The organism is Protofrankia sp. CiP3 (genome assembly GCF_917627345.1).
In the GTDB taxonomy this organism is placed as follows: Bacteria; Actinomycetota; Actinomycetes; order Frankiales; family Frankiaceae; genus Protofrankia.
Genome location: NZ_CAKJTM010000056.1, coordinates 1,220 through 28,048, shown reverse-complemented (window position 1 = coordinate 28,048; position 26,829 = coordinate 1,220). Strand labels below are relative to the sequence as shown.

Genomic DNA, 26,829 nt, shown 5'->3' with positions numbered 1-26,829 from the left:
AGGGACGCGGGGTCGCGGGGCGGGGGCACGCGCCTCGCGCCAGCCAGATGACTGTCGGAACATGCCCTGTTGCCGAGCTATTGCCGGGCGCTCCTGTCGGAACCGGCTGCCCGGCCGGTCGCGGAGCGGTCCTCAGCTGTCTCGGCAGCACGCGTTCCAGTCATGGCACGCTCGCCGGCCTCGATCACCGGGACGTGGCGGCTCGCGGTCGACGAGAGCTTCGGCAGTGTCAGCTGAAGCACACCGTCGGACGCCTGGGCCGCGGACTTCTCCGCATCCACTTCCCCGGGCAGCCGCACGGTACATTCATACCGGCCCATCCGGCGCATCTGCTGACGCATCATGCCGCGGTGTTCCCGGGCCTGAATGTCAGCGGCGATGCTCACCTCGTTCCCCCGGACGTCGATGTTGACGGTGTTGGCGGGCGTACCGGGCAGATCCGCTTCGATGATGTAGGAGTCCTCGGTCTCCTCCATGTCGATCGCGGGTGTCCACGAGCGGCCTTCCCGCGGCATCAGGTCCGGCAGCGATACATCCAGCAGGCGGCCCATCCGTTCGTAGAGATCACCGAACTCGGCGAACGGGTCCCAGCCCCGTCGAGTGACTGGCGTCGGACGGCTCATAACGGACAACGAGGTCATTGTCGGCTTCCTCCCTGGCGGTCACTGGCAGGGGGATGGGAGCCCATCCCCCTGCGCTCCTATCCGCTCCCCGAAGACGCAAACGGCGCCGGGAAAGTGGATCAGGACCAGGGCCGATGGGCGGCCGATGGGCGTCAACGCCCGGATTCGCGGGTGCTCAGAACACCGCGGTGCCATGCGTGGGGGACGACGCTCGCGCGTGGTGGCGCCGGGGTATGCGCCCGGCCCGGGCCGCGAGCCGTCCGGCGGTCACCGCGGCCGCCATGGCCGCCGCCATGAGGGCGGGGTCCTGCGCCCGGGTGACCGCGGAGGCGAGCAGCACGGCGTCACAGCCGAGTTCCATGGCAAGCGCGGCGTCGGAGGCGGTACCGATCCCGGCATCGAGGATGACGGGAACCTCGGCCTCGGCGACGATCAGCTCGATGTTGTGCCTGTTGCGGATTCCCAGCCCGGTGCCGATGGGCGCGCCCAGCGGCATCACCGCGGCGCAGCCGGCCCGCTGGAGCCGGCGGGCGAGCACCGGGTCGTCGTTGGTGTAGGGCAGGACGGTGAACCCGTCCGCGACCAGGAGCTCGGCCGCGTCGAGGAGCTCGACCGGATCCGGCAGCAGCGTGTGGTCGTCCGCGATCACCTCAAGTTTGATCCAGTCTGTTTCCAGCGCGTCCCGGGCGAGCCGGGCGGTCAGGACGGCCTCGTGGGCGGTGCGGCACCCGGCCGTGTTCGGCAGCACCCGGACGCCGCAGCCGGCGAGCATGTCCAGTACCGACCCGGGCGTCGCGGTATCCACCCGGCGCATGGACACCGTGCACATGGCCGTCCCCGAGGCATGGATCGCCGCCGCCATGATGGCCAGGCTCGGTGCCCCGCCGGTCCCCATGATCAGTCGGGAATCGAATTCCGCACCGGCGATGGTGAAGGTGTCGTCGGCCACGTCAACCTCCCTGGGTCGCGGTGAGAATCTCCACGTGCTGGCCGGCGCGCAGCTCCAGCTCCGCCCATCCGCCGCGGGGGGCGACAACGCCGTCGACCGCGGCGGCGGTCCCCCGGCCGACGCCCGCCAAACCCGCCATCAGTTGGTACAGGGTGGTGCCAGCCGGCAGCTGCATGAGTTTGCCGTTCACGGTGAGAGTCATCCACCATCCTCCTCAGTGACTGTCGGGTCCCGCGTGGACTCCCGGCGCCCGGGTCCCGGCGGCTCGGCGCCGACCAGACCGGACCCGGGCGAGGCGGCCGTGGGGTCAAACCTGGCCGGCGTGAACGGCGCGACCTCGGCGGGCATGGCGCCGTCCGCGAGCAGGCCGGCGATGGCATCCGCGGTCACCGGCGTGAGCAGCACGCCGTTGCGGTAGTGGCCGACAGCCAGCACGAGGCCGGGCACCCGCGACGGGCCGATGAGCGGGGCGTTGTCGGGCGAGGCGGGCCGCAGGCTGGTGCTCACCTCCTCAAGCTCGGCTTCGCCCAGCCCCGGCACGAGGGCCTGGGCATCGCGCAGGAGCTCATACACGGCGCCGGCCCGCGGGCGCAGGTCGAATCCGACCTCCTCGCTGCTGGCCCCGACCACGACCCGACCGTCGCCGCGCGGTACCAGGTACACCGGGCAGCCACGCACCGAGCCCCGCAACACGCAGGTAAGCAGGGGCGGCCCGACGGTCCGCAGCCGTAGGGTCTGCCCCTTGACCGGCCGGACCGCGGGGAGAGCCGCCAGCGGCAGCCCACCGATCCGGGCCGACCACACCCCACAGGCCAGCACGACCACCGGCGCGGTCAGCTCGGTGCCGTCGGCGAGCCGCAACCCGGCGGCCCGGCCAGCGCGCAGCAGCAGTTCCCGCGCGGCCACCCGGAGCATGGTCGCGCCTTCCCGCTCGCATGCCCGCAGTAACGCGTGGTGCAGGCGCCTGTTGTCGACCTGATGGTCGCCCGGCACCGCCAGCGCACCCACCAGCCCGCTCGCGGACGCCGGGATCCGGGCGCGCAGCTGGTGCCTGGTCAGCAGTTCGGTCTCCAGCCCCAGCGACCGCGCGAAGCCGTGGATGTCACGCAGGCCGGCCATGTCCGCGGCGTCCCAGGCGGCCACCAGCGTCCCGCACCGCAGGTAGCCGATTTCGCAACCACTGCTGCGTTCCAGCTCGTCGACGAAGGCGGGGTAACGCAGCGCGGAAGCGGTGTTCAGCTCCAGCAGCGGCCGCTCGCCGTAGTGCAGCTCGCTGACAGGAGCCAGCATGCCCGCGGCCGCCCCGCTCGCGCCCGACCCCGGCGCCGGATCGACGATGGTCACCGACAGGCCACGCAGCTGGGCGCGCCACGCGACCCCGAGCCCGATCACGCCCGCGCCGGCCACGATGACGTCCGCGCCGGACGCCGATGACCTCGATCCCCGGGCGTTGGCGCCAGCTGCCAGCATGAGCCTCCTTCTCCCGCGCCGCCATCGGTGCCGCCATCGGTGTCATCGTCAGCCTCACCCGACACCGCCGGAGGCTCCGCATGCAAGTTTCGCCGGTCGCGGGGTCACGGGCGCGCGATCGTGGCTCCACGAACAGGCTCTGAGCATGTGCGGCTGCCGGGTCGGCCCCGCGTTGGGCGCCTGATGTGGGAAGGTGTCCGGCATGATGTACCTGCCGGTCCCTGACCGGTCGGCGGCGATGTCCGCCGTGATGTCGATGGTGAGGCCAGGCCCGTGGTGAGCGGCGTCGGGAGAATCCCGCCGGAGCGGGTCGTCCGGGCCGTCGCCGGTCTCGGCGTCACCGCCGCCGTGACCTACGCGGCACCGTCGGTGGCCGCCCTGCGCCGCCTGCGTACGCGGGTGCTGCCGGTCCTCGCGGGGGTCGGCGCGCCCGACCACGTGGCGTTGACCTTTGATGACGGCCCGGACCCGGCGTCCACGCCGCTGTTCCTCGAGGTGCTCGCCGAGCTGGACATCCGGGCGACGTTCTTCGTCCTCGGGACGATGCTGGAGCGGGCGCCCGGCCTTGCCCAGCGGATGACGGACGCCGGCCACGAGCTCGCGGTCCACGCCTGGGATCACCGGCCGATGCTGCTGCGCGGGCCACAGTCCACCTACCGGCAGCTCAGCCGTACCCGGGATCTGATCACAGCCGTCACCGGTCGGGAACCGCGGTTTGCCCGGCCACCGCACGGCATCCTGTCGGCCGGTTTTCTTGTTGCCGCCAGCAGGCTGCGGCTCATGCCGGTGTTATGGACCGCCTGGGGCCGGGACTGGACCTCGACGGCCACGCCGCTGAGCGTCCTGGCCACCCTCGCGCCCGATCTGCGCGGTGGTGGCACCATCGTCCTGCACGATTCCGATTGCACGTCCGCGCCACAGGCGTGGCGCAGCGCCCTCGGCGCCCTGCCGGAACTCGCCGCCCGTTGCCATGAGCTGGGACTTCGCGTCGGTCCTCTCGCCGAGCACGGCATCGGTCCCCAGCTCTGCACGGTACCCGGCCCGGCCCGGCCCGCGCCGGCTGGGCGGGCCGGGCCGGGTACCGCCTGGTTCAGGCGTCGGGGTACAGGGAGTAGCTCGGGAAGTTGCCGTACAGGCGTTCCCGCGGGTCCGTCCCGACTGTGACCGCGTGGACGAGGTGGTCGCCGCCGACGAAGGCGCCCTTCCAGGAGGCGCCCCGGCCGCCGAACGGCTCGGCCCGGTCGCCGCGCGACCGTGGCTTGTTGATGCCCACCTTGAAGGCATGGATCTCACTGCTCAGCCGGCGGGCGAGCACCTCGTCGTCGCAGGCCAGCGATGCCACCAGCGCTCCGTTGGAGGCGTTCATCGCGGCCAGCAGCTCGGCTTCGGAGTCGACCACCACGATTGTGTCCACCGGGCCGAACGGCTCGGCATGGTGCAGCGCGCAGGACGGCGGGGGAGCGAGGACCGCCACCGGAGGCACGTAGGCGGTGGTGTCCTGCCCGGGAACGAAAGCACCGTCGGCGATGCTGCCCCGGTACAGCGGAACCCCGCCCTTGGCGATCGCCTCGTTGATCTTGCCGGCGAGTTCGACGGCCTTCTCCGCGGTGATGACGGGCCCGTAGTCGAGTTCTGGCAGGGCATCGTCGTCGTGCGCGACGGCCAGCGGATGGCCGAACCGCACCGAGGACACCACGGGCAGGTAGGCGGCGAGGAACTGATCGAAGAGCTGGCGCTGGACGACATAGCGGGGATAGGCGGTGCATCGTTGCTTGCCGTATTCGAACCCCTTCTTCAGGTGCGCGGCCAGCAGGTCCCACTGGGAGAACTCCCAGATGCCCCAGGCGTTGAGGCCCTCCTGCTCGAGGAAGTGCCGTTTGCCCGTGTCGACCAGCGCGGCCGCGACCTGGCCGCCGGTGGAGCGCCCGCCGACGAAGGCCAGGCAGCCGATCTCCGGTGCGCGGACCAGCGCGCCTGACAGCCTGGAGCCGGACCCGGAGACCAGGGCCACCGGCAGGCCTTCGCGCCGCGCCAGGGCGCAGGCGAGGGTGAGGCAGGCAGCGCCACCGTCCGTCGGGGTCTTCGCGATCGCCGCGTTGCCAGCGAGAACCTGGACCAGCATCGCGTGCATGAGCACGCTCATCGGGTAGTTCCAGCTGGCGATGTTGCTGACGGGCCCCGGCAGGGGGCCGCGGCCGGCCAGCATCGGGTCGATTTCCTCGATATACCAGCGGACGCCGTCGATCGCCCGGTCGACGTCCGTGCGCGCCAGCCGCCACGGCTTGCCGATCTCCCACACCAGCAGCAGGGCGAGCAGATCACGGTTGTCGTCCATGGCGTCCAGCGCGGCGCGCACCCGCGTCTTGCGTTCGGCCAGCGGTACGTCGCGCCATCGCTTGTGGTCGTCCAGGGTCGCGCGGATGGCCTCCCGGGCCTCATCCGGTTCGATCATGGGTGGTCCGGTGATGGGTGATCCGTCGACCGGTGTGACGCTGCTCAGGGGCTCGCCGGTCCGGCGCCACTGGCCGCCCCACAGGTTGTGAAGCCGGTCGTCGGCGAACGCCTCAGGGGCGGCCCGCGTGCACCGGTCGTAGGCGTCCGACCATGCGGTGCCGGGTTTGAGAGACAGGCGGGGCCTGCTGGGAGAGGGTGTGACCATGGGGCCAGGTTGCCTTTGATCGGCCCCAGACGCCACTAGGGATGCCGTGTTTCCTGGACGGTGACGAGCGTATCCGGTGATTGCGGTGCTGGCCGGGCGAAACGGGCGGTATTCGGCCTCGGCCGGGCTTGACGGTGTTTGTGTTGATGATGTTTGTGCTGTTCGGCCGAGTACAGTGAATGTTACTTAGAGTAGTCACATGATGTTCGCAGGGGTGCGGAGCCTCGGGGATGGATCATGGCGCGGGCTGCCCGGCGGGGCAGGCGATACGTCCGGTTCGGGGTTGATGAATCACCACGTTCGCGGGTATGGTCACGGTGTGTCGCTAGCGGTGCGATGGCCTGCCAGCGCGTACCATTCCGATATGTCGGAAGCGGTGTTCGTGCACGACTCGATCGGCGCCGACGAGAAGACCCGGCTCTACGTAGGACCGCCATCACATAGAGTGGACACATGCGTCGATCGCATCTCGTTGGTCCGGTGGCGGCCTGTTGTCGAACCTTCCGTGACTGCTAGCTCCGGTCTCTGATGGTCAGTGTTCTGCCGCCTGTGGCGCCTCGGCCCGAACCCATCCGGGTACTCGTTGTTGACGATCATGAGCTGTTCCTGCAGGGGCTGGAGACCGTTCTTGATCTTGAAGAGGACATCACCGTCGTCGGTCGTGCCGCCGATGGCCGGCAGGCTGTCGCGATCGCCACCGGAACCACCCCGGACATCGTCTTGATGGACGTCCGGATGCCGCACCGAGACGGCATCGACGCTGCGGGCGCCATCAAGCGGGAGGTGCCGACGGCGAAGATTGTGATGTTGACGGTCAGCGACGACGAATCCGACCTGTTCGAAGCGATCAAGGCTGGCGCGGTGGGTTACCTGCTCAAGTCGATCCCGCCGCACGAGGTCGCGGGCGCGGTGCGTGCCGTGCACAACGGCCTGAGCCTGATCAGCCCTTCGATGGCGTCGAAGCTGATGGTCGAGTTCGCCACGCTGGCGCGGGGATCGGATGACCGGCCAAGTCGGGTACCCGCTCCGCACCTCACCGCCCGTGAACTGGAGGTTCTCAAGCTGGTCGCCGAGGGGCGCGCGAACCGTGAAATCGCCCGGAAGCTGTTTATCAGCGAGAACACGGTGAAGAACCATGTTCGTAACATTCTGGACAAACTGCAGCTCCATTCACGCATGGAAGCGGTCATGTATGCCGTCCGCCAGGGCTTGTTCGAGATCGACTGAGCCCTCCGCGTGCCGGCTGAGCACTGCCACGCTGCCGGGCCTGGCCGTCGGTGCCGCGGCACGCGTGGGTTCGCCGTGGCTGGGTGATCGTCTAGGCGGGCGCGGCGCGGGCGTCTGTGAAGGGCCTGCGTCAGCGCACGTTGCGCGGGTCGGCGGATCTTGTCAGAGTGTCGGTTGTCACAGCCGTCCGTCACCACCCGCATCGAGTCCTGCCGGATCCCACCACATCGATTTTCGAGAGGGTCATGCCGAGTCCTGACATACCCAGCCATAGTCCGATGCCTGCCCCGGATCGAGCCGACCTGGGCAGGCCGCAATGACACAATGGCTTCTCATCCTGCTCAGTGTTGTTCTGGTCGGGGCCTGCGGCGTCTTCGTCGCGGCCGAGTTCGCGCTCGTCACGGTTGATCGCTCCGCCGTGGCCCGCGCGGCCGAAGCGGGCGACAAGCGGTCGGCGGGCGTCCTGTCCGCGCTTGCGAGCCTTTCCACCCAGCTCTCCGGAGCGCAGGTGGGTATCACCATCACCAACCTGGCGATCGGTTTCCTCGCCGAACCGGCGATCGCGCGCATCCTGGACGGGCCGTTGGGATCCGTCGGCGTACCCGCGGGAGCGGTGCGGGGCGTCAGCGTGACCGCTGCCCTGGTGCTCGCCACGACCATAACGATGATTTATGGCGAGCTGGTTCCGAAGAATCTGGCGGTTGCCCACCCGCTGCCGACCGCTCGCGCGCTGCAGGGGTTCCAACGGGGCTTCAGCCGGGTGGCCGGCTACCCGATCCGTCTGCTCAACGGCACCGCCAACGGCCTGCTGCGTCGGCTGGGCTTCGAGCCCCAGGAGGAACTCGCCTCCGCCCGATCCGCACAGGAGCTGTTTGCGCTGGTAGGCCGATCCGCGGAAAAGGGCACGCTCGCGCCGGAGACCGCGACGCTGCTCCAGCGATCCCTGGCGTTCGGGCACAAGCAGGCCGCGGACGTCCTGACTCCCCGGGTCCGGATGCGTACGGTCCAGGTTGGCGATCCGGTCCGCGAGGTCATCGCGATGGCCCGCCGGACCGGGCACTCCCGCTTTCCCGTGGTCGGCCAGGGCCTGGACGACGTCGTCGGTCTCGTCCACGTCAAACACGCTGTCTCGGTCGGCGAGGACGACCGGGAAAGGGTCACCGTCGGCGAGGTCATGATTGATCATCTGGTGGTGCCGTCCACGATCGAGCTCGACCCGCTGCTGGAGACGCTGCGCCGGGGCGGGCTGCAGCTGGCGGTCGTCATCGACGAGTTCGGCGGCACGGATGGCCTGGTCACCATCGAGGACCTGATCGAGGAGCTTGTCGGCGACGTGGTGGATGAGCATGATCGGATCGCCGCACGCGCGCAGCGGCGGAAGGACGGGACGTGGCTGCTGTCCGGCCTGCTCCGGGTGGACGAGGCTGCGCAGACCGTTGGCATCCGGCTGCCGCTGGACGACGCCTACCAGACCCTCGGGGGCCTGATCGCGGACCGGCTCGGCCGGTTGCCCGTCGCCGGTGACGTCGTCGATGTCGACGGTGTCAGCCTCGCCGTCCACCTCATGGACGGCCGCCGGGTGGACCGCGTCCACCTGGTACTTCCCCGCACACCCCGGGGCCGGCGCAGCCCGGACGTGATGGGCGCGGTGCGGTGAGCGTCCTTGTCGCGCTCTGTCTCGCCGCTGTCCTGCTGCTGGCCAACGCGTTCTTCGTGGGGGCCGAGTTCGCGTTGATCTCGGCCCGCCGGAGCGCCGTCGAACCGATGGCGCAGAACGGATCGGCCCGTGCCCGCAGCACGCTGCGGGCGATGGAGGAGGCGTCGTTGATGCTGGCCGGCGCGCAGCTCGGCATCACGATCTGCACCCTCGGCCTGGGGTCGCTCGGCGAACCCGCGGTCGCCGAGCTGCTGGCGGGGCCGTTCGCGGCGGTCGGGCTGCCCGACGCGTCCTGGCACCTGACCGCGTTCGTCGCCGCCATGGTCATTGTGGTGTTCCTGCACGTCGTGATCGGCGAAATGGTTCCCAAGAACATCGCCCTGGCCGGGCCCGACCGAAGCGCGCTGTTGCTCGTCCCACCGCTCGCCGGTGTCGTCCGCTGCCTGCGGCCGGCGATCGTCGGGCTGAACATGATCGCCAACCTCAGCCTGCGGATGCTGCGGGTGACGCCGCGGGCCGAGGTCGCCAGCGCCTTCACTCTCGACGAGGTCGCCGGCTTCGTCGAGGAGTCCCGGCGTGAGGGACTGCTCGACGAAGACCAGCACGGTCTGCTGTCAGGGGCGCTCTACCTCGATGAGCGCAGCGCGCGCAGTGTGCTGCTCCCCGTCGATCGGCTGGAGACGGTTCCGCTTGGGGTGACCCCGCGCGATGTCGAAGCGGTGGCCGCGCGGACCGGTTTCTCTCGTTTCCCGGTCCGTGACCCAGCCGGGACGCTCGCCGGCTACCTGCATCTCAAGGACGTTCTGGAAACCAGCCCGGGAAAGCGGTCGGCGCCGGTTCCGGCGAAGTGGGTCCGCCCGCTCGCCCGGGTCGGCGCGGACGACAGGCTCCGGACGGTGCTCGCGACGATGCAGCACAGCGGAGCGCACCTGGCCCGGGTCACCGACCGGGACGGAACGATTCTCGGGGTCGTCGCGCTGGAGGACGTCCTGGAAGAGCTTGTCGGCGAAATTCGGGACGAGGAGCGGCCGGCCCACAGAGGATGATTATTTGGAGCGTCGATGGTGGATCTTTCAGCAAAAAAGATTGTGCACGATGCAATCGTGTACTCTCCGAATGTGGCTGTACGGCAGCCGCGGCCATCAGATCGCCACAACGGAGGCACCCACCATGGCAACCACTCGCACCGCGCGCACGGCCTGGGAAGGCAGCCTGATCGAGGGGGGCGGGACCGTCACCTTCGCCTCGTCCCAGATCGGCGACTTCCCTGTTTCGTGGCCCGCGCGCGCCGAGGCGCCGGGCGGCGTCACCAGCCCGGAGGAGCTCATCGCGGCCGCTCACTCATCCTGCTTCTCCATGGCGCTCTCGCACGCCCTGACCGGGGCGGGGAATCCGCCGCGCCGGCTGGAGACCCAGGCGGACGTGACCTTCCAGCCGGGTACCGGTATCACCGGTATCCACATCACCGTCCGTGGTGACGTGCCTGGGATGGATGACTCCGGCTTCGTCAAGGCGGCGGAGGAGGCCAAGGCGAACTGTCCGGTAAGCCAGGCGCTGGCCGCGGTTCCCATCACCCTTGCCGCCGGCCTGCTCTGACCGTGGTTGACAGCCTCCTGGCGTGTCCGTGCGCGCCAGGAGGCGACATGATCGATGGGCGAGTGGGTGCCCACCCGCTGGCGGGATGGGAATATGGGCCATGACCAGCCAGGACATCGACATGGTCGGCCACACCGAGGATGGGCGACGGGACTCCTCGCTGCGTCTGGACGACCAGTTGTGCTTCGCCCTGTACGCGGCGTCGCGCGCCATGACGGGTGTCTACCGGCCGGTACTTGACCAGCTTGGTCTGACCTATCCGCAGTACCTGGTCATGCTCGTGCTCTGGGAGCATGAGGCGAGCCCTGTCAAGGAGCTGTGCGCCGCGCTGCAGCTGGACTACGGCACGCTCTCACCACTGCTCAAGCGGCTTGAGTCGACCGGCCTCCTGCGGCGTGAGCGGCGGGTTGACGACGAGCGTTCCGTCCAGATCACCCTTACCGAGGAAGGCGCCGCGTTGCGGGAGCGAGCCCGAAGCGTGCCATCCGTCATCGAGCGTGCTATGGGCCTTTCCAGTGACGAGTTCGTTGCTCTACGTTCCGCACTGCACAGGCTCACCGCGGTGCTGACGGCCACAGCGGAGTTACGATGAAGGCCTCATACGGCTGCTCAGGGTCATGGCAGACCCCTTACGTGGGGTGAGTGACGGGACTTGAACCCGCGACACCCGGGACCACAACCCGGTGCTCTACCAGCTGAGCTACACCCACCACGTACCGAGGACATGCTCCGCCCACGCGCAGCGGTTACCTGCGCACCAGCGGCCGACCGGCACAACATCTCCGGACCTGGCTCATAGTACCGGTCAATCCCTCCTTCTGGCCACGAGGATTCCGGTGTCCCGGCCATGACGGTGCCGGGGCTGCCAGCGGCGCCTCGGCCGCGCTCAGACCACGGTCGGTGGGGAGGCCTCCCCGCTGGTCGCCGTGGTGACGGGAGCGTCATCGGGGTGGCTGGCAACCCGGATCTCTCGTGCCAGCGCCCGGGCGGATTCACTGCTGGGGCCCGGTTGTGGCACAAAGATGGCTTTCCGGTAGTAGCGCAGTTCGTCGATGCTTTCCCGGATGTCGGCGAGCGCACGGTGACCGCCGCGCTTGGGCGGTGCCGCGTAGTAGGCCCTGGGGTACCAGCGCCGGGCGAGTTCCTTCACCGTCGACACGTCGACCATCCGGTAGTGCAGATAACTGTCGAGGGCCGGCATGTACCGTGCGAGAAAGCCGCGATCAGTGGCGATCGAGTTACCGCACAGGGGAGCTTTGCCCGGCTCCCGAACCTGACGCTGGACGTAGTCCAGTACCTGTCGCTCGGCTTCGGCCAGGGTCAGCGTTGACACACGTACCGCGTCGGTCAGGCCCGAGGCGGTGTGCATCTCCTGGACCACGGCATCCATCCCGGCAAGCGCGGCCTCCGGCGCGGACATGACCACGTCCACACCGTCACCAAGGATATTAAGTTCACTGTCGGTGACTAGGCATGCGACCTCCAGCAGAAGGTCGGAGGCGGCGTTGAGCCCGGTCATCTCACAGTCGATCCAGACAAGGCGATCCATATCTGGTTGACCTTAGGGTCTCCTGGCCGGGACGTCACGCGGGGGCCAGCCGTTCGGTGCCGCCGCTGGACATTCGCCGTACCGAGGCGCCCGCCGACGCTCGGCGGCACCGTCATCGGCGCCAGCGGGGATGGGATGCGGTGCTTGTAGAGCGGCCGGCACGAGGCGCGTGCCTCAGTCCCGTTTCTTGATCCACGCCCCTATTGCCGGGCGCTCTTAGCCGGGAGCGGACCGCGGGGCTGTCTGGTTGATGACCTGGAAGGTCACCGAGAGGGGTGGTATGGACTGCTGGATGGCGGTCGCCGTAAGGACATACCGCCCGTTCGGGAAGCGCGTCGTGTTCCATGGGCCTTCCTGCGGCTGGAACAGAAACGGTGGCCCAGTAGCTGCTGTGGAGGACGCCAAGACGCTCCCGCTCAGGTTGAACAGGCTGAACAGGATGGTGCCGGGCGACCCGGAGACCGCGAGCCCGATCTGGACGACTCCGCTCACAACGCCATCCTGGACGACTCCGCTCACGACTCTGCCCGAGACGATGCCGGTGAAGCCGAGCAGGGCCGGACTCGCCGCTGCCGCGCCGCCGGCGCGATCCGACGGAGTCCAGCGCGGGGCAGGTGACGCTGGGGCAGCCGTGTCGGTGCTCGCCGGGACGACGGCCGTCGTGTCGCCCGGCCGCGCTGGTTCGTCGGTGGTGAGCGTGCTGCCGCCAGCGGCGGGTACTGGATGATGCTGGTACCACACCACCAGGACAGGCATGAGCGCGAGGGCGGTCGCGAACATCGCGATACCGAGCCCACCTCGCCTCAGCAGTCCCACCGGCTGGCGTGCCCTTTCCATCCGTCTGTCCGATTGGTGACAAGCTGACCATATCGCCGAACGACAACCCGGCGATGGGCAGCTTCGTGGACAGACGGCAGGCGGTAGGCAGTGGCCGCCAGGACGTTGCGGTGACGCCGAGGCCAGCGCGGGTCCGGCGGCCCACGCGGATGGCAACGGGCGGATCGGACCTCAGCGCACGGCTCAGCAGCGCCGAGCCGCTCGGTGGTCAGCGACGCCGAGCGGGACGTCCCGGTGGCCGGGCCGTCAGCCGGCGACGACCATGGGTGTCACGAGGGCGTCGACGGCTTCGGAGCCGGCCTGCTGCTCGCAGGCGCTCCTGCCGCAGGAAATCCGGTCGACTGCAGCTGCGGTCCACAGCCCAGACGGTAGCGGTCCGGGCGGTCCGCTGGGCTGGTTGTCACAAACCCTTAACTTTACCGGCGGCGTGTCGAGCGCTGACCGGTCCCCCCATCTGGGGGACCGTCCCAATAGTGTTGGTCCGTGTCACCGCGGTCCACGCGGCCGGCTTGGCCGACGCGGATCATGCTGTGGCCGACGCGGCGGGGCGGGCCGCGGCTGAAGATCCTGGCGGTCATGACAGGCCATGTACCACGAGTGATCGCTTGACACCTGCCGTCGCTCTGAACAGTCTGCACATGCCGGACGTCCGGTGGCTATCGCGGAGGTCAGGTCATGAGCACATACGGCCACTACGTCATGCCGGCTGGTGGTTCTACCTGGGACGTGCCGATGGCCGGTGCCGCGCGCTTCTCCTGGGAATACGACGAAGGCCGTGCCCGGCTGCTGGATCTCTACCAGAAGGGCAAGGACAGGCAGTGGGACGCCGCGACCAGGATTGACTGGTCCGTGGAGGTGGACCCCCACCGGGCGCTGGAGCTTCCCGACGACACCATCCCCATCCACGGGCTGCCGGTCTGGGAGAAACTCAGCGAGCGGGAGCGCGGTGAGCTCAGCCGGCATCTGACCTCGTGGCAGTTCAGCCAGTTCCTGCACGGCGAGCAGGGCGCGATGATCTGCAGCGCTCGGATCGTCGAGTCAGTGCCGGACATGGACGCGAAGTTCTACGCCGCGACCCAGGCGATCGACGAGGCGCGGCACGCCGAGACATATGCCCGTTTCCTGACGGAGAAGATCGGTATCGTTTACCCGATCAATCCCGAACTGCGGTCGCTGCTCGACTCGACCCTTGGCGACAGCCGGTGGGACATTCCGTACCTGGGTATGCAGGTGCTCATTGAGGGTCTCGCCCTCGCCGCGTTTGGTGTGCTGCGCGACGCCACGTCCGCCGCGCTGCCGAAGCAGATTCTCGCCTACGTGATGCAGGACGAGGCTCGGCACGTGGCGTTTGGCCGGTTGGTGCTGCGTGACTACTATGCGCAGCTGAGTAGTCGTGAGCGTGCCGAGCGGGAGGAATTCGTCGTCGAAAGCTGCTGGCTGATGCGGGACCGGCTGCGGGGCGCCGAGGTGTGGGACAACCTCGGATTCGACGTGGCCGCCTGCCTTGCCGCGGTCGAGACGTCCAGTTACATGCGGGTGTTCCGTAAGCTTCTGTTCAGCCGGATTGTGCCGTGTGTCAGGGATATAGGCCTGTGGGGCGAGAAGGTCCGCGACGCCTATGCGCGGATGGGTGTCCTCGACCTGGCCGGCCTCGACCTGGCGGAGCTGATGAACGGAGACGAGGCCGTTGCCGACAGCCTCGACCGGGCGCGGGCCGAGGAGGCGGAGCTCGCGGCGCGCAAGCGGCAGGTGGAGCAGACGATCGCCGCGGCGTTCTGATGCCCAGCACAGGCTCGTAGCTGCCTCCGGTAACAGGGCTGTCCGGCTCGCGCCGCCCAGGCGGTGTCTCGCGTCATCACTGCCAGCACTGCCCATCCATGAGGCCAGGTTGTCACGTGGGCTGATCGGGAAGCGAGCGGGGCGAGCTGGGGTTATCCTCATCGTATAGTTGCATTAGCAACATTTAGCTCGCCGTCAGGAGGATCGCGATGCCTGCCGTGACCGCCGATACAACCAGCCTGCCGCGTCTCGGGACGCCGCTCTCCGGTGCCGTTGACCGCCCGGTCCGTTCGGTGACGACGGCGCCGTCGGGCCGCGAGGGCGAAGGCTTCCCCGTGCGCCGGGCCTTCGCCGGTGTCAGCCTTGCCGATCTTGATCCTTTTGTTCACATGGATCAGATGGGCGAGGTCGAGTACGCGCCGGGCGAGCCAAAGGGCACCCCCTGGCATCCTCACCGGGGCTTTGAGACCGTCACATACATGATCGATGGGACGTTCCAGCATCAGGACTCCAACGGCGGAGGCGGCGTCATCACCGACGGCGCGACCCAGTGGATGACAGCGGGCGCGGGGATCCTGCACATCGAGACACCGCCCGAAGAGCTTGTCGTCAGCGGCGGGCTCTTCCACGGCATCCAACTGTGGGTGAACCTGCCTGGGCGCGACAAGTTCAGCCCGCCGCGGTACCAGAGCATCGAAGGCGACCGGGTCAGCCTGGTCTCGTCGCCGGACGCGGGGGCGCTGCTGAGACTCATCGCCGGGGATGCCGGTGGTTATCAGGGCCCCGGCTCCACCCACACTCCGATCGCGGTGGCACATGCGTCGGTGTCCCCCGGCGCTCGGCTGACGGTCCCCTGGAATCCCGGCTTCAACGCGCTTGCCTACATCCTCGCGGGTTCGGGACGAGCCGGTGGCGAGGGCCGTCCGGTCGGCCGCGGGCAGCTTGCCGTGTTCGGGCCGGGTGACCACATCACGCTCGTCGCTGACGACCCGCAGCCCGGCCCGGCCCCGATGCTGGAGGTACTGCTGCTGGGCGGGCAGCCCATCCGCGAGCACGTCGAGATGTACGGGCCGTTCGTGATGAACACCCGTGAGGAGCTGCGCCAGGCGGTGGAGGACTACCAGGCCGGACGCCTGGGCGTCATTCCCGCGAACGCTCTGATGCCCCACCGCGCGGTCCAGCGCTCTGGCTGAGCGACCCGGCTGAGCGCACTGGCCCGGTCCCCGCCGGAGGTGCCGCGGGCTGACCCCACCGGAGGCGGCGCGATCACTGTTCTCCTGTCAAAGTGGCACGAACCGTTTGGTGCGCAGATGGACGGTGCCAACCAGAGGAGGACGGACAGCAGTGGTCTCGCTAACCGATCAGGTTGCTATCGTGACGGGCGCAAGCCGGGGGATCGGCTTTGAGGTTGCCAGAGAGCTCGTCCGGGCGGGCGCGAAGGTGAGCCTCACCGCTCGCCAGGCGGAACCGCTGGAAGCGGCGGTCGAGGAGCTGGGGGGCGGCGAGGTGGCCCTCGCGGTAGCGGGACGGGCCGATGACCCGCTCCATCAGCAGGATGCCGTCCGCCGGACCCTTGAGACGTTCGGAAGAATTGACATACTCGTGAACAACACCGGGATCAACCCTGTCCACGCCCCGATGCTCGACGTCGAACCGGCCGCGGCAATGAAGATCTTTGGTGTCAACGTGCTTGCGCCGCTCGCCTGGATCAGGCTCGTGCGGGACGCCTGGATGGGCGAGCACGGTGGCGCGATCGTCAACATGGCCTCCGTCGCGGGCCTTCGGCCATCGCCGGGTATCGGCCTGTACGGGGTCAGCAAGGCCGCGTTGATCCGTCTGACCAGCGAGCTCGCGATGGAGCTCAGCCCGGTGATCCGGGTGAACGCGGTCGCGCCCGCCGTGGTGAAGACCAGGTTCGCGACCGCGCTTTTTGCCGGTCGGGAGGACACGGTGGCTTCGGCCTACCCGCTGAAGCGGCTCGGGCTGCCCCGCGACGTTGCCGGCGCGGTCACCTTCCTGCTGTCGGACGAGGCTGCGTGGATCACAGGTCAGACGCTTGTCGTCGACGGTGGTCTCTCGCTGACCGGTGGTGTTGAAGCAAGTGCCCTGGGAGTTTAGAGCGTGTTCGAGATCGGGCTTTCGGTCAGTGAGCCGCGTCCAGGCGCCATCTGGCAGGGCGGAAGGCCGAAGCGATACCGGATGAGCTGTATCGGGTTGGCCGACAACGCAGCCAGGGGGAACCTGGGCGCGGCGAGCCGGAATGACGATCTCAAACGCGCTCTTAGGGCGTGCTCCGAAAGCCGTCTGTGCGGCTCCCTGATCGAACGACGACTTCCGGAACACGCCGTAGGCCTGTGCCAGATCTTCGGGGCGAACGAGTCGCGAATGGGTCGCTCAGGGCGTGCCTCGGGACTGGATTGCCGAGTCCCGGGTAGGAGTGGAGGAGCTACGGGTGTTCGTCCGCAAGATTTTTTACTGACGGACGCTGCCGGTAGTCAGGGGTGGCAAATCGGACGTCGGCATACCGCCGCCACAGGCCGGTGTCGCGCTACCGCGCCGGAGTGGTCCACAAAGAAGCCGCTGCCAGCCGGCCAACCGTCAGTTGGTCAACTGTCGGTTGGTAAAAACTGGGGTGATCGTGAAGGTTCCCGGTGTCTCCGGTCGATTGGTGGTTTGTTGCAGGAAAATAGCGCCCGGAGTGTCAGAATATGCCCCGCCGATCTGATCGTGGGGGGATGATCATTTGACGACTTCAGTACATGCCACGCGCCGATTGCGAGTGGTCCGAGCGGGCCGTGTGGCGCTCCTGATGGCTGCGGTATTCTTCGTGGTCACCACTCTCGCCGGCCTGCGCGGCACATCGATCATAGTCAACGGGGTCGATCGCTGGCTCGGCAACTGTTTCAGCCTGGCGGCGGGGGTCATGTGCCTCGCCCGCGCCATTCTGGTGCGTGGCGAACGGGCCGCGTGGGTCGTGATCGGGGCCGGTCTTCTGTGCTACGGCGCTGGGACGATTTACTTCACGACACAGGTCGCCAATCGCAATCCGCAACTGTCGCCATCGCTGGCCGACGCAGGTTGGTTGTTGTTCTATATCGCGACATATGTAGCTGTGATTCTGCTGCTGCGCAAACGAGTGTCCCGTTTTCATCCCAGCGTCTGGCTGGACGCGCTGGTGGGCGCTCTCGGGGTGGCGGCGCTTGCCAGCGGCCTGGCTGTCGGTGCCATCGGTAAGGTCCGCGCGACCAGCATGTCGACGGTGGAGCTCAATCTCGCCTATCCCCTTGCCGATCTGATGCTGCTCGTGCTCGTCGTGAGTGTGTTCGGTCTGCTGGGCTGGCGGCTCGAAAGGGTGTGGTATCTCCTCGGTGGTTCGCTGATTATCTTTGCGGCCGCCGATACGGTCGTGGTCGGTGAGGTCGCCAGCGGTCACTACTCCCCGGGCGGGCCGGTCGAGGTGCTGTGGGCACTGGCGTTGGTTCTGCCCGCGTACGCCGCCTGGCAACGGCCGTCGCGGGAGAAGGCGGAGGGCCTCGTCGGGTGGGGTGTGCTGGCCATCCCGGCCATCTTCGCGATTGCCGCGCTTGGGCTCCTGGTCTTCGGAGCGGTAACGCGGCTGCCGCCCGTGACCGTCACGCTCGCTGCTGCCACGGTTCTGGCCGCGCTCGTGCGGACCGGGATCACCTTTGCCGAGGTCCGTCAGCTCGCTGAGACCAAGCTGCAGGCCCGCACCGACGAGCTCACCGGGCTGGCCAACCGTCGTGGCTTCTTCGAACGCCTCAACGGGCTGGACCCCGGCGCTGGCGCGGGGGCCCGTCGGTTCGCGCTGCTCGTTCTTGACCTTGACCGTTTCAAGGAGATCAACGATTCCCTTGGCCATCCTGTCGGCGATGATCTACTGAAGCTCGTCGGGCGGCGGATCGCGGCGGCGTTGCGCCCGGAGGACCTGTTGGCCCGCCTCGGTGGGGATGAGTTCGCCGTGCTCCTGGAAGGCGCGGATGCGGCGGTGGCCAAGACGGTCGCCGAAAGGGTGCTGGCCACGCTCGAGGCCCCCTTCGAGATCGGCGCGGTCACCCTGCACGTGGACGCGAGCATCGGGGCCGCGCTCTACCCGGACGACGCGGTCGCCGCGAGCGTTCTGTTGCAGCGAGCGGATGTTGCGATGTACGCGGCCAAAGCTGCCCGCTCCGGGGTCGAGTACTACCAGCCTGGCGTGGACGTGCACACCCCGGATCGCCTGGACATCATCGAGGCGCTGCGCGGCGGGCTCGGCAATGATCAGCTGAGGGTCCATTACCAGATGAAGATCGACCTGCGCACGGGTGGCTGTCATGCGGTGGAGGCGCTCGTACGGTGGGAACATCCCACGAAGGGCCTTCTCCCGCCCGATGTCTTCCTGCCCCTGGCCGAGCACACCGGGCTCATGCGTACGCTGACGCTGGAGGTTCTCGGTCTCGCGCTGGGGCAGTCCCGTCGCTGGCGTGACGCTGGTCTGGATATCGGTGTCGCGGTCAATCTCTCCGCGTCCAATCTGCTCGACACGGCATTCCCGGCCGAGGTCGCGGATCTGCTCGCGCTGCACGGGGTGCCGGCGCGGGCGCTTGAGTTTGAGATCACCGAAACAGCCCTGATGCTTGACCGGATCCGTACCGCGGCCGTGCTCGCAACCCTGCGGGAGATGGGAATCCACATCGCCGTGGACGACTATGGGACGGGATACTCGTCCCTGTCCTATCTGCGGGAGCTCCCGGTGGATATTCTCAAGCTGGACAAATCTTTTGTCATGCACCTGGACTCCGATCCGGGGGCGGCGGCGATCGTGCAGTCCACGGTCGGGCTCGCACACTCCCTTGGCCTGCGTATCGTGGTCGAAGGGGTCGAGACCGAGAGCGCGATGCGGCGTCTGGCCGAGTTTGGTTGTGATCTCGCGCAGGGCTTCTACCTGGGTTGCCCACAGCCCGCCGAGGAGCTGACGCCGCTGCTCTGGCATCGGAATGATCACCGTTTGTCAGCTGGTTGCGCCGCATTGGCCGTTGGATCGGCGGAGGCGGAGGCGGGCCGGGACGCCGTGGCCGAACCTGTCCGCGCGGGTCACACATGGACCTGACCGGCTCACCCGAGCCGCCGGGGCCGTCGCCATGGGACGGGCTGTCAGCGACAGAACACGGCGAGCCAGCGGACTTACCCATCGCGGTCGGGGGCGAGCTCACCGCGGCGGCGCTGATCGGAGCGTATCGGCGGGGAGTATTCCCCTTCCCGGCCCCGGGCGGAGACCCGGTCGAGGGCGCGGCCACACGCCGCCGGTTCAGCGCCGCCGTCGCTGACGGGCGTATCTTCAACCTCGCCGGGGACGACCCGCCGGATCTTGACTTGCCCTGGTGGTGCCCGGACCCACGGGGCGTGTTGCCCGTCGGTGGCGTGCATGTGTCCGACTCGTTGTTCAAACGGATGCGCGCGTGTACGTGGACCACCACGTTGGACAGGGCTTTCGCCGATGTCGTCCGCGGCTGCGGCCGCGGTGGCCGACCCACGTGGATCACGCCTGAGCTCGCGGACGCCTACCTTCAGCTGCATCGGCTCGGCTGGGCGCACAGCGTCGAGGTGTGGAAGGGCGACGACCTCGTCGGCGGGATGTTCGGTGTGCTCGTCGGCGCAGTCTTCATGGCTGAGTCCATGTTCCACGCGCATACCGACGCGTCCAAGGTCGCGTTGGTCGACTTTGACGCACGCTTCGTGCGGGCCGGTGGTCGGCTCGTCGATGTGCAGTTCGTGACCGCACACGCCGGCTCCATGGGCGCTGTGGAGATCCCGCGTGAACGGTTTCTGGCGGTTCTGCATGACGCGCGGGACACGGACGTGAAGCTGGTTCGCGACCGCATGCCCGTGCGGCGCCTGGCCGAGCTCGCCCGAGCAAGCCGACGGGCCGGGCCGGGCCGGACGCATCGTGACGAGCCAGGCTGACTGGGCCGCCGGCCGCCCGGCGTGAACCGCAGCTGTACAGCCGGCCGTACAGCCGTCGGCCTGTCAGCGGAGGGGAGCGCTCTACACGGTTTTCGTCCATTGGCTGGGCCAGCGGCGCGGCGCCGGTCCGTCATGCTCGGACTGTCCGTATTGTTCTGGCCGCGGGCCTGGGAACATCGCGGCAACCTCGGCGAGTACCGCGAGCAGCTGGGTAATCTCTTCGTCGGTATTGGCTGCGGTCACCTGGATGCGGATTCCGACATCGGCTCGGGGCACCATTGGGAAGGGCGCCATGGTGATGTAGATCCCGCGGTCGAACAGGTAGAGGCCAAGGGCGTCTGTGTCCTCGGGACTGCCGATCGGTACTTCGATGATCGGCGTCCCGGACCGGTTCAAGGTCCGCAGCCCGAGTTGTGCCAGCCCGTCGAGAACACGGGCGGTCTTGCGATGGAGATCGGCCCTGATGGTGTCGCCCCGCGCCGAGTTGAGCCGGAAACCGGCCTGCACGGTAGCGAGCGAAGCCACCGGCGACGGCCCGGAGAAGAGGTACGGCGCGGCAGTCACCTTGAGGTAGTTCTTCACCGTGGTCGGGCAGGCGACGAAGGCCAGCAGGGATGAGTACGCCTTGGAGAAGCCGCCCACCAGGATGAGTCCGTCATAGCTTTCCCCGACATGGCGGACAAGGGCGTTACCGCGTAGACCGTACGGGCTGATCTCGTCTCGGCCGCGTTCACCGATGACGCCGAAACCGTGGGCATCGTCGATGTAGAGGATCGCGTCGTTCGCCCGGGTGACTGCCAGCAGCTCGGTCAACGGCGGTGCGTTGCCGGTCATACTGTTCACGCCGTCGATACACACCAGCCTTGGGTAGGTGGGGCACGCCCGCAGCAGCTCATCCAGCTGGCTGGGATTCTCGGCATCGAAGTACCCCAGGGTACCACCTCGTGCCCGCGCTATGGCACAGCCGTCGTGGATTGTGTGGTGCGCATGCCGGTCGAGAAAGACCGACCCTTCTCCGACGAGAGCCGGAATGACCGACATATGGATGTGCGTGATCGTGGGAATCGTGAGGCTGTCTTCGGCGCCGAGGAGCTCGGCGAGTTCTTCTTCGATCTCGGTGAACAGCCGTGGATGGGCGATCATACGTGACCAGCTCGGATGGGTACCCCACTTGGTCAGGTACTCCGGCACCATCGCAATGATCTCTGGATGTACATCGAAACCAAGATAGTTGCAGGACGCAAAATCCGATAGCCAATGATCGCCTATGCGAATCCGGCGCCCATTGGTTTCATCGACAATCGAGTCCATCATGGGATGGCTGTCTCGTAGCCCGGCGAGCTCCGCCAGGGGTCCGAGCGGTCGGCCCAGTATGCGATCGTAGGGTCCCCGTTGAGCTGGCGAAGCCTGGCGTGCGGGTGGCTTCCCCGGAGTTGTGGACAACGCCCCTCCTTGAAAGATGAGGGTCCCACATTACGGCGTGGCTTTCCTGGGCGACGTTGTTTTTGGGTATTTATCGGCGGGTGGTCGGGCCGGCTGCCCCGCTGGCCGATCCGGGCAAATACTATTTTATTGGTAATAATGGTTCAATATTTTTATTGTATGTGCTCGAAGGAGTGGCAGGCTGGATCCATTATCAGCTGGTATGTGCGCCAGTTGAAGTACGGCCGGCTTGCCGGGGGTGCGGTGTATGCCTGCTGAGTCGTGCTGTGACGGTTCTGTCGCGGCCGGTCGTTGATCGGCTGTTAACGATCTCGGTCGGGGTTCCGTGGAGCCGTCCGATCACAGGAACCCCGCCGCGAGAAGAGCGTGATCACGACTTCCGTGGTTCGCGGTGGGTTACGCCGCGCGCCCGATTGCCTCGGCCGGGCAGAACTCGAGGGCCTGCAACAACATCTCCTCTTCCTCCTCGGTCGACGGCTGCCGGCATATGTAGTAGACCTCGTGGGCGTCGTCGCGCTTGAAGAAATCCGGGGCAACGCCACGGCAGTTTTCGCAGTCAGTGCATTCGGAGTCGACGAAGAAGGGGCCTTCAGCATTCATGGGAAGTCGGTTCTTTTCGCTTGCCACATCACACCTCGCGTTCGTTGTGAGCGTTGGTTGCAGCCACCTGGACGATTCTATCCGCCAGCCCGGCTGCCGGGCCGGCCGCGCTTCACGTATGTTGACAGGTGCTCGGCGTAGCCATTCTGACTGGAAAGTCCATGGGCCTGAATGCCCGCCGCGGCCGGGGCCGACGGCCGGATGGCGGGATTCCCGCGGGACGCCGTGGTGACAGCGCGCGTGCTGAGGAGTGCCAGGGCATGGCGGATCGTCCATGCCTGTCCGAAGGCGCAGGTGCTGGCCTCGGCGTACCGCGGTGTCGCTGCTCTCCGAGCAGCCGGCGTGAGGCCGGCCAATGTCCCGGGCATCCTTGTGAGGTTGCTCTGAAAAGTTGCGGTGATCCGCTTGTTTCGTTACCCGGACGGTATTCCGTCGATTGTCGGCGGTCTCGTCATCGAGTAGTTACCGCTTTGAAACGTGAGGCCGGTCGAAGCGGCTGCGAACGTGCCCAGCCATGCCGGCACATCGGATCTAATTCCTGGTGAGGAGACGGGCTGATATCTCGCTCCGGCAGGACCTGCGCGGGGTGCGCTATGGGCCGTTGAGCCCGTGGCGGCCCGGCCGGACAGCGAGAGGCTGCTCTGGAGCGGTCCCGGTTCCGTGGACAGCGGACCTGAAGTCCACTGTCTGCGGGTTCAAACGGTCGTCGCGACACCGACGTCGCACTCGTTGATCTATCCATCTGTCGGGACGGCGTAAAGCCGATGCCACGCTACCCGGGCCGGTATCGAAATCGATAACCATATGAACATATCATATTGATTATAACGGGCCGGCAGCGTTTGTATGCGAACATTTCATCCACTAGCATCATCAGTGCGGCAGTTCGGTCATATTGATGATTTGGAGTGGAAGCATGAAAAAAATCAGACACGCCTGTGCTGTGGCAGTTGTCGGCGCTGCGATGACGGTGTTCGGCACCATCGCCATGACTGCCCCCGCTCAGGCGTGCAGCCCAGATGACATAGCCACGGCGATGAATCAAGCAGCAACAGCAGTAGCGAATCAAGTGGCAGCCAACAAGTCAGGACACTACTAATTGCCCTTTTTCTTCAAAGGGTCAGCGCAGCTATTTGGCCATATTGATGATTTGGAGTGGAAGCATGAAAAAAATCAGACATGCCTGTGTTGTAGCAGTGATCGGTGTTACGGCGATGGTGTTCGGTGCCGTCGCCACGGCAGTCCCAGCCCAGGCCTGCCAGTGGCAAAACCGGACGGCTTCAGTCCCCGCCCAGCGGTCGTAAACATGCAGATCTAACCCGGTCATGGCGTGCGATCGGGTCTGCGCTCCAGTCGACCGATACCCGCCTGTCGACCGTGATCGACGGCATCAAAGGGGTTCTCGCTGACCTCTGTCTTTCACCGGGGCGGGTGATATGCCGGGCTGACCTTGCCGGAACCTGATCGAGGTGCACCTGACCAGCAAGGATGCGATGTGTCGCCGGGTAGCCCGGGGGTGAAATCCCCCCGGGCTACCCGGCGCTCGGGTATCGGCAATGACCTCGTCAAGGTCCGCGGCCGGCTTCTCGGCATGCCGTGCGGCCCAGGTGAGCGCGTCGACCCAGCGGCGACGCCGGCCAGCGTCCGCTACCGTCCGCGCGTGGTAGCCTGCGCTCCCCGCCATCGTGAATGACTCGGTCAGCCGGTGCAGATACGACGGCCCGATGACGTCCAGTAGGGTCCGGCTCCCGCCGTCGCGACCCTCGGGCAGAGCGGCGATGCCGCCCAGCTCACCGGCGACCGCGGTGATGTCGACAGAGTCACCACGACCGACCAGAGCCAGCATCGCCCGCCGGACATGGGCATGGACATGCGCCGGTCTGCTGTAGTCGTCCGGGCCGACCGTCTCGGCGCTCTGGAGCGCGGCACCGAGGATGTCCTGCTCGGAGCGCAGTACGGCGGGGTCGACGCCGATGGCCTGGATGTCGTCGACGGCCGTCATGACACCCACGGGCCACGGGCGCCATCGGCGAGCGGGGCCAGGCGGGCCGTGCACAGGCGGTGGAGGTCGCTGTGCTGCCCCGGGCGGACGCGGTCCGCCTACTCCAGCGCGGCTGCCCCCGGTTGACCAACAGTGAGGCGGAGCGACTCGCCGCAGCGGTGGGGGATCTCCCGCTGGTGCTGGAACAGGCCGGGGGCTGGCTGGCTACCACCGGGATGCCGGCCGAGACCTACGAACGGCTGCTGGCCGACCGGGCCGGGGAGCTGCTGGCTCGGGGTCGGCCGGCGGGCTATCCGCAGCCGGTGGCTGCGGCGTGGACCGTCGCGGTGGACGGGTTGGATGATCCGGGTGCGGTGGGGCTGCTGCGGCTGCTGGCCTGCTGCGGCCCGGAACCGGTGCCGCTGACCTTGTTCACCCCCGCCGACAGGTCGGCTGAGCTGTCCGACCTGTCGGGTGTGGGGGTCGGTGACCCGTTGGTGGTCGCGGACTGGGTGGCTCGGGTGTGCCGGCTCGGGCTGGTCCGCGCGACCGCCGAGGGGCTGGTCATGCACCGGCTCGTGCAGGCGGTCCTGCGTGACCATACGCCGGTCGAGGAGCGGGCACGGGTCCGGACGGTGGTGCATGCTCTGCTTACCGCCGCGGACCCGGGCGATCCGGAGGATCCGGGGTGCTGGCCGCGCTATGCCGTGCTGTATCCGCATGTGCTGGCCGCAGGCATGCTCGAGGACACCGACGCCGCCGGCCGCGACTTGGTGGTGCGTCTGGGCCGGGCGTTGCGGTCCAGTGGCGACAGCCGCACCGCGGCTCGTCTGGGCAGACAGGTCTACCGCCGGTGGGCGACGCACCTCGGCGATGATCACATCGACACCCTCCGCGCGGCGGCGAACCTCGCCGCCTGCCTGTGGTCGATGGGTGAGTATCCGGCGGCCCGGCAGATGCGTGAGGATGTGCTTATCCGTCGTCGGCGGATTCTGGGCGACGACCACCCCGGCACCATCCGCGCCCGGGATGCGCTTGCTGATCTCGATAGGCGTGCTGCGGGTACAGTGAACTGAGCCCACGTGGCTGCGCGGGCCGCGCTGCGTCTTGATCCTAAAAGGAACAATTCGGCGGTCTGCCGGGCTTATGACCGGTCGTACCGATACTGAGGCTGGTCAGGTTGTGGCGGGGGTCTGGCTGACGGCGTCCGTGTCGGGCCGGGGTGTCCACTCGTCTTCGAGTGGAGCGGTCCCAGTTCCGCGGACAACGGACCTGAAGTCCACTGTCCGAGAGGAAGGGCTCGGCCTTCGTTCCGGCCCGGCTGAAGAGCATGTAGCCGATCTCGGAGAGGAGCGGGGCTGGGAGCAGAAGTGGCCCGGGAAAGTTCTGGAGCAGGTCGACACACTGCCGGTGATGGTCGTCCTTGCGGTTGGCGAACGCCACTACGGGGCCGGTGTCGACGACGATCACGCGCTGCGGCGGTTCTCGTCGCCCCAGGCCTCGTGCACGATTTCCTTGGCATGCTCACCCAGATCTGGTTCGCCGTCGAAGACGGCCGTCGTACGGAACTGACGACGGGGCGCTCGCCGCGCTCCACCGCAGCCCACTGCCGCAGCAGCTCCACGGCTTCGGGTAGCCGGTCCTCCGGCAGCGCGTCAAGCAGCCGATGTGCTTCCTCACGGGACTCCGGGTGGTATCAATAGTGATACCGTTGGGGTGTGGCGATGACACTGCGCTTGACAGATGACGAGGCAGAGGCTCTGCGCCTGCGTGCGGAGCTGGAACAGCGGTCGATGCAGGAGATCGCTCGGCAGGCGATCCGAGAGTACGTCGAGGCGCACAGTCGGGCGGAGCTGCTGGATCAGGTGTTGGACGAGGAGCTTCCGCGGTACGCGGAGGCGCTCCGTCGGCTCGGCGAATGATCTATCTGACGCTTCGTGAACTGTTGTACATCGCCGAGCGGGCCATCGGCTCCGAACCGGTGGTAAGGGACCACGGCCTGCTCGAATCCGCTCTCGCGCGCCCGCGGGCGACGGTGTTCGGCCGTGACGCCTATCCCTCTCTGGACGGCAAGGCCGCCGCGCTCCTGCATTCGCTGGCTCGCAACCATGCCCTCGTCGATGGGAACAAGCGGCTCGCGCTCGCCGGTCTGATCGCCTTCTACGGTGTCAACGGCCGTCGCCTGACGCTGACCAACGATGAAGCCTACGACCTCATGATGAGCATCGCCTCCGGAGCCATCGATTCCGTCGAGGACATCGCCAAGATCCTTGAAGGGGCGACCCGGAGCCGTCGGTGAGGACCTGGACATGCCTCGCCGTATCGGACTCTGCTCCTGCCTCGAATCGAGGAGGTTGCACCCAAGACGTGACCGACACTGCCCATGGCCGTCGCGTACACCGCATGTCTGCCCTGGTTTCCGAACAGCTTCACGGTAAGGGCAATTCCTGCCCATCCTTTACACGAAAAACTGGACAGGCCCCCCGCGACAAGGTCGG

The 26,829-nt window shown here is 67.7% G+C and carries 24 protein-coding genes and 1 tRNA gene; 14 read left to right on the top strand and 11 right to left on the bottom strand.

The genetic code is table 11. From position 1 onward, the window contains the following. Positions 1-77: 77 nt before the first annotated feature. The 4 genes from MJ797_RS17745 to thiO form a co-directional block, all read right to left on the bottom strand. Complete coding sequence (locus tag MJ797_RS17745) at positions 78-641, bottom strand: Hsp20/alpha crystallin family protein (RefSeq protein WP_239336342.1); 564 nt, start codon at positions 639-641, stop codon at positions 78-80. 157 nt (positions 642-798) lie between these two features. Next, positions 799-1,572, bottom strand: a complete 774-nt coding sequence (locus tag MJ797_RS17740; protein WP_255739129.1) for a thiazole synthase — start codon at positions 1,570-1,572, stop codon at positions 799-801. A gap of 1 nt (position 1,573) precedes the next feature. Beyond that, complete coding sequence (gene thiS, locus MJ797_RS17735; RefSeq protein ID WP_239311690.1) at positions 1,574-1,774, bottom strand: sulfur carrier protein ThiS; 201 nt, start codon at positions 1,772-1,774, stop codon at positions 1,574-1,576. After that, positions 1,771-3,042, bottom strand: coding sequence for a glycine oxidase ThiO (gene thiO / locus MJ797_RS17730; protein ID WP_239336341.1), 1,272 nt, complete (start codon positions 3,040-3,042; stop codon positions 1,771-1,773). The genes thiS and thiO overlap by 4 nt, the downstream gene beginning before the upstream one ends. A gap of 273 nt (positions 3,043-3,315) precedes the next feature. Between thiO and MJ797_RS17725 the strand changes: the two genes are divergently transcribed. Beyond that, on the top strand, positions 3,316-4,206 hold the full coding sequence (locus MJ797_RS17725) for a polysaccharide deacetylase family protein (protein ID WP_374582484.1): 891 nt from the start codon (positions 3,316-3,318) through the stop codon (positions 4,204-4,206). Here the strand turns inward: MJ797_RS17725 and MJ797_RS17720 are convergent. Then, positions 4,133-5,701 carry an aldehyde dehydrogenase family protein gene (locus MJ797_RS17720; protein ID WP_239336340.1) on the bottom strand — a complete coding sequence of 523 codons (1,569 nt, stop codon included), beginning with the start codon at positions 5,699-5,701 and terminating at the stop codon, positions 4,133-4,135. The two genes, MJ797_RS17725 and MJ797_RS17720, sit on opposite strands and share 74 nt — an antisense overlap. Before the next feature lie 525 nt (positions 5,702-6,226). Between MJ797_RS17720 and MJ797_RS17715 the strand changes: the two genes are divergently transcribed. The 5 genes from MJ797_RS17715 to MJ797_RS17695 all read left to right on the top strand — a co-directional run bounded on the left by MJ797_RS17715 (position 6,227) and on the right by MJ797_RS17695 (position 10,773). Then, complete coding sequence (locus tag MJ797_RS17715; RefSeq protein ID WP_374582490.1) at positions 6,227-6,928, top strand: response regulator; 702 nt, start codon at positions 6,227-6,229, stop codon at positions 6,926-6,928. Positions 6,929-7,244: 316 nt separating this feature from the next. Beyond that, on the top strand, positions 7,245-8,585 hold the full coding sequence (locus MJ797_RS17710; protein ID WP_239336336.1) for a hemolysin family protein: 1,341 nt from the start codon (positions 7,245-7,247) through the stop codon (positions 8,583-8,585). Beyond that, on the top strand, positions 8,582-9,631 hold the full coding sequence (locus MJ797_RS17705) for a hemolysin family protein (protein WP_239336334.1): 1,050 nt from the start codon (positions 8,582-8,584) through the stop codon (positions 9,629-9,631). Before MJ797_RS17710 ends, MJ797_RS17705 begins: the two co-directional genes overlap by 4 nt. 124 nt (positions 9,632-9,755) lie before the next feature. Continuing rightward, a complete protein-coding gene (locus MJ797_RS17700; RefSeq protein WP_239336332.1) occupies positions 9,756-10,181 on the top strand; it encodes an OsmC family protein in 426 nt (141 codons plus the stop codon). Between the two features lie 100 nt (positions 10,182-10,281). Continuing rightward, complete coding sequence (locus MJ797_RS17695) at positions 10,282-10,773, top strand: MarR family winged helix-turn-helix transcriptional regulator (protein WP_305039780.1); 492 nt, start codon at positions 10,282-10,284, stop codon at positions 10,771-10,773. Between the two features lie 42 nt (positions 10,774-10,815). Here MJ797_RS17695 and MJ797_RS17690 read toward each other — a convergent pair. The 3 genes from MJ797_RS17690 to MJ797_RS17680 all read right to left on the bottom strand — a co-directional run bounded on the left by MJ797_RS17690 (position 10,816) and on the right by MJ797_RS17680 (position 12,567). Further along, a tRNA-His gene (locus MJ797_RS17690) sits at positions 10,816-10,891 on the bottom strand. A 176-nt stretch (positions 10,892-11,067) separates the two neighbouring features. Then, on the bottom strand, positions 11,068-11,730 hold the full coding sequence (gene orn / locus MJ797_RS17685) for an oligoribonuclease (protein WP_239336329.1): 663 nt from the start codon (positions 11,728-11,730) through the stop codon (positions 11,068-11,070). Positions 11,731-11,946: 216 nt separating this feature from the next. Further along, positions 11,947-12,567, bottom strand: a complete 621-nt coding sequence (locus MJ797_RS17680; protein ID WP_239336326.1) for a hypothetical protein — start codon at positions 12,565-12,567, stop codon at positions 11,947-11,949. Positions 12,568-13,242: 675 nt separating this feature from the next. On the opposite strand from MJ797_RS17680, the gene MJ797_RS17675 reads away from it, so the two are divergent. The 5 genes from MJ797_RS17675 to aat all read left to right on the top strand — a co-directional run bounded on the left by MJ797_RS17675 (position 13,243) and on the right by aat (position 20,307). Further along, positions 13,243-14,346 (top strand): diiron oxygenase, encoded by a 1,104-nt coding sequence (locus MJ797_RS17675; RefSeq protein WP_239336322.1) that lies wholly within the window; start codon positions 13,243-13,245, stop codon positions 14,344-14,346. A gap of 209 nt (positions 14,347-14,555) precedes the next feature. Beyond that, positions 14,556-15,539: a pirin family protein gene (locus tag MJ797_RS17670; protein ID WP_239336318.1), complete on the top strand. Its 984-nt coding sequence runs from the start codon at positions 14,556-14,558 to the stop codon at positions 15,537-15,539. A gap of 151 nt (positions 15,540-15,690) precedes the next feature. Continuing rightward, positions 15,691-16,464, top strand: a complete 774-nt coding sequence (locus MJ797_RS17665; RefSeq protein ID WP_255739127.1) for an SDR family oxidoreductase — start codon at positions 15,691-15,693, stop codon at positions 16,462-16,464. Between the two features lie 691 nt (positions 16,465-17,155). Further along, a complete protein-coding gene (locus tag MJ797_RS17660; RefSeq protein WP_239336313.1) occupies positions 17,156-19,453 on the top strand; it encodes a bifunctional diguanylate cyclase/phosphodiesterase in 2,298 nt (765 codons plus the stop codon). Further along, positions 19,444-20,307 carry a leucyl/phenylalanyl-tRNA--protein transferase gene (gene aat / locus MJ797_RS17655; RefSeq protein WP_239336310.1) on the top strand — a complete coding sequence of 288 codons (864 nt, stop codon included), beginning with the start codon at positions 19,444-19,446 and terminating at the stop codon, positions 20,305-20,307. The genes MJ797_RS17660 and aat overlap by 10 nt, the downstream gene beginning before the upstream one ends. Positions 20,308-20,388: 81 nt before the next feature. Here aat and MJ797_RS17650 read toward each other — a convergent pair whose 3' ends face one another. From MJ797_RS17650 to MJ797_RS17640, 3 genes are all read right to left on the bottom strand, one after another. After that, the gene (locus tag MJ797_RS17650) at positions 20,389-21,501 is read right to left on the bottom strand and encodes a pyridoxal phosphate-dependent aminotransferase family protein (protein WP_308128337.1); all 1,113 of its coding nucleotides are present in this window, start codon (positions 21,499-21,501) and stop codon (positions 20,389-20,391) included. A gap of 645 nt (positions 21,502-22,146) precedes the next feature. After that, positions 22,147-22,350, bottom strand: coding sequence for a ferredoxin (locus MJ797_RS17645; RefSeq protein ID WP_239336288.1), 204 nt, complete (start codon positions 22,348-22,350; stop codon positions 22,147-22,149). A 1,390-nt stretch (positions 22,351-23,740) separates the two neighbouring features. Then, on the bottom strand, positions 23,741-24,352 hold the full coding sequence (locus MJ797_RS17640) for a DnaB-like helicase N-terminal domain-containing protein (RefSeq protein ID WP_239336286.1): 612 nt from the start codon (positions 24,350-24,352) through the stop codon (positions 23,741-23,743). 59 nt (positions 24,353-24,411) lie between these two features. Here MJ797_RS17640 and MJ797_RS17635 point away from each other — a divergent pair, with 59 nt between their 5' ends. The 3 genes from MJ797_RS17635 to MJ797_RS17625 all read left to right on the top strand — a co-directional run bounded on the left by MJ797_RS17635 (position 24,412) and on the right by MJ797_RS17625 (position 26,630). Then, positions 24,412-25,407, top strand: a complete 996-nt coding sequence (locus tag MJ797_RS17635; RefSeq protein ID WP_239336284.1) for a tetratricopeptide repeat protein — start codon at positions 24,412-24,414, stop codon at positions 25,405-25,407. Between the two features lie 648 nt (positions 25,408-26,055). After that, complete coding sequence (locus tag MJ797_RS17630) at positions 26,056-26,253, top strand: ribbon-helix-helix protein, CopG family (RefSeq protein WP_035739931.1); 198 nt, start codon at positions 26,056-26,058, stop codon at positions 26,251-26,253. Beyond that, entirely contained in the window at positions 26,250-26,630 is a 381-nt protein-coding gene (locus MJ797_RS17625) for a type II toxin-antitoxin system death-on-curing family toxin (protein ID WP_239336282.1), read from the top strand. Before MJ797_RS17630 ends, MJ797_RS17625 begins: the two co-directional genes overlap by 4 nt. Positions 26,631-26,829: the final 199 nt, after the last annotated feature.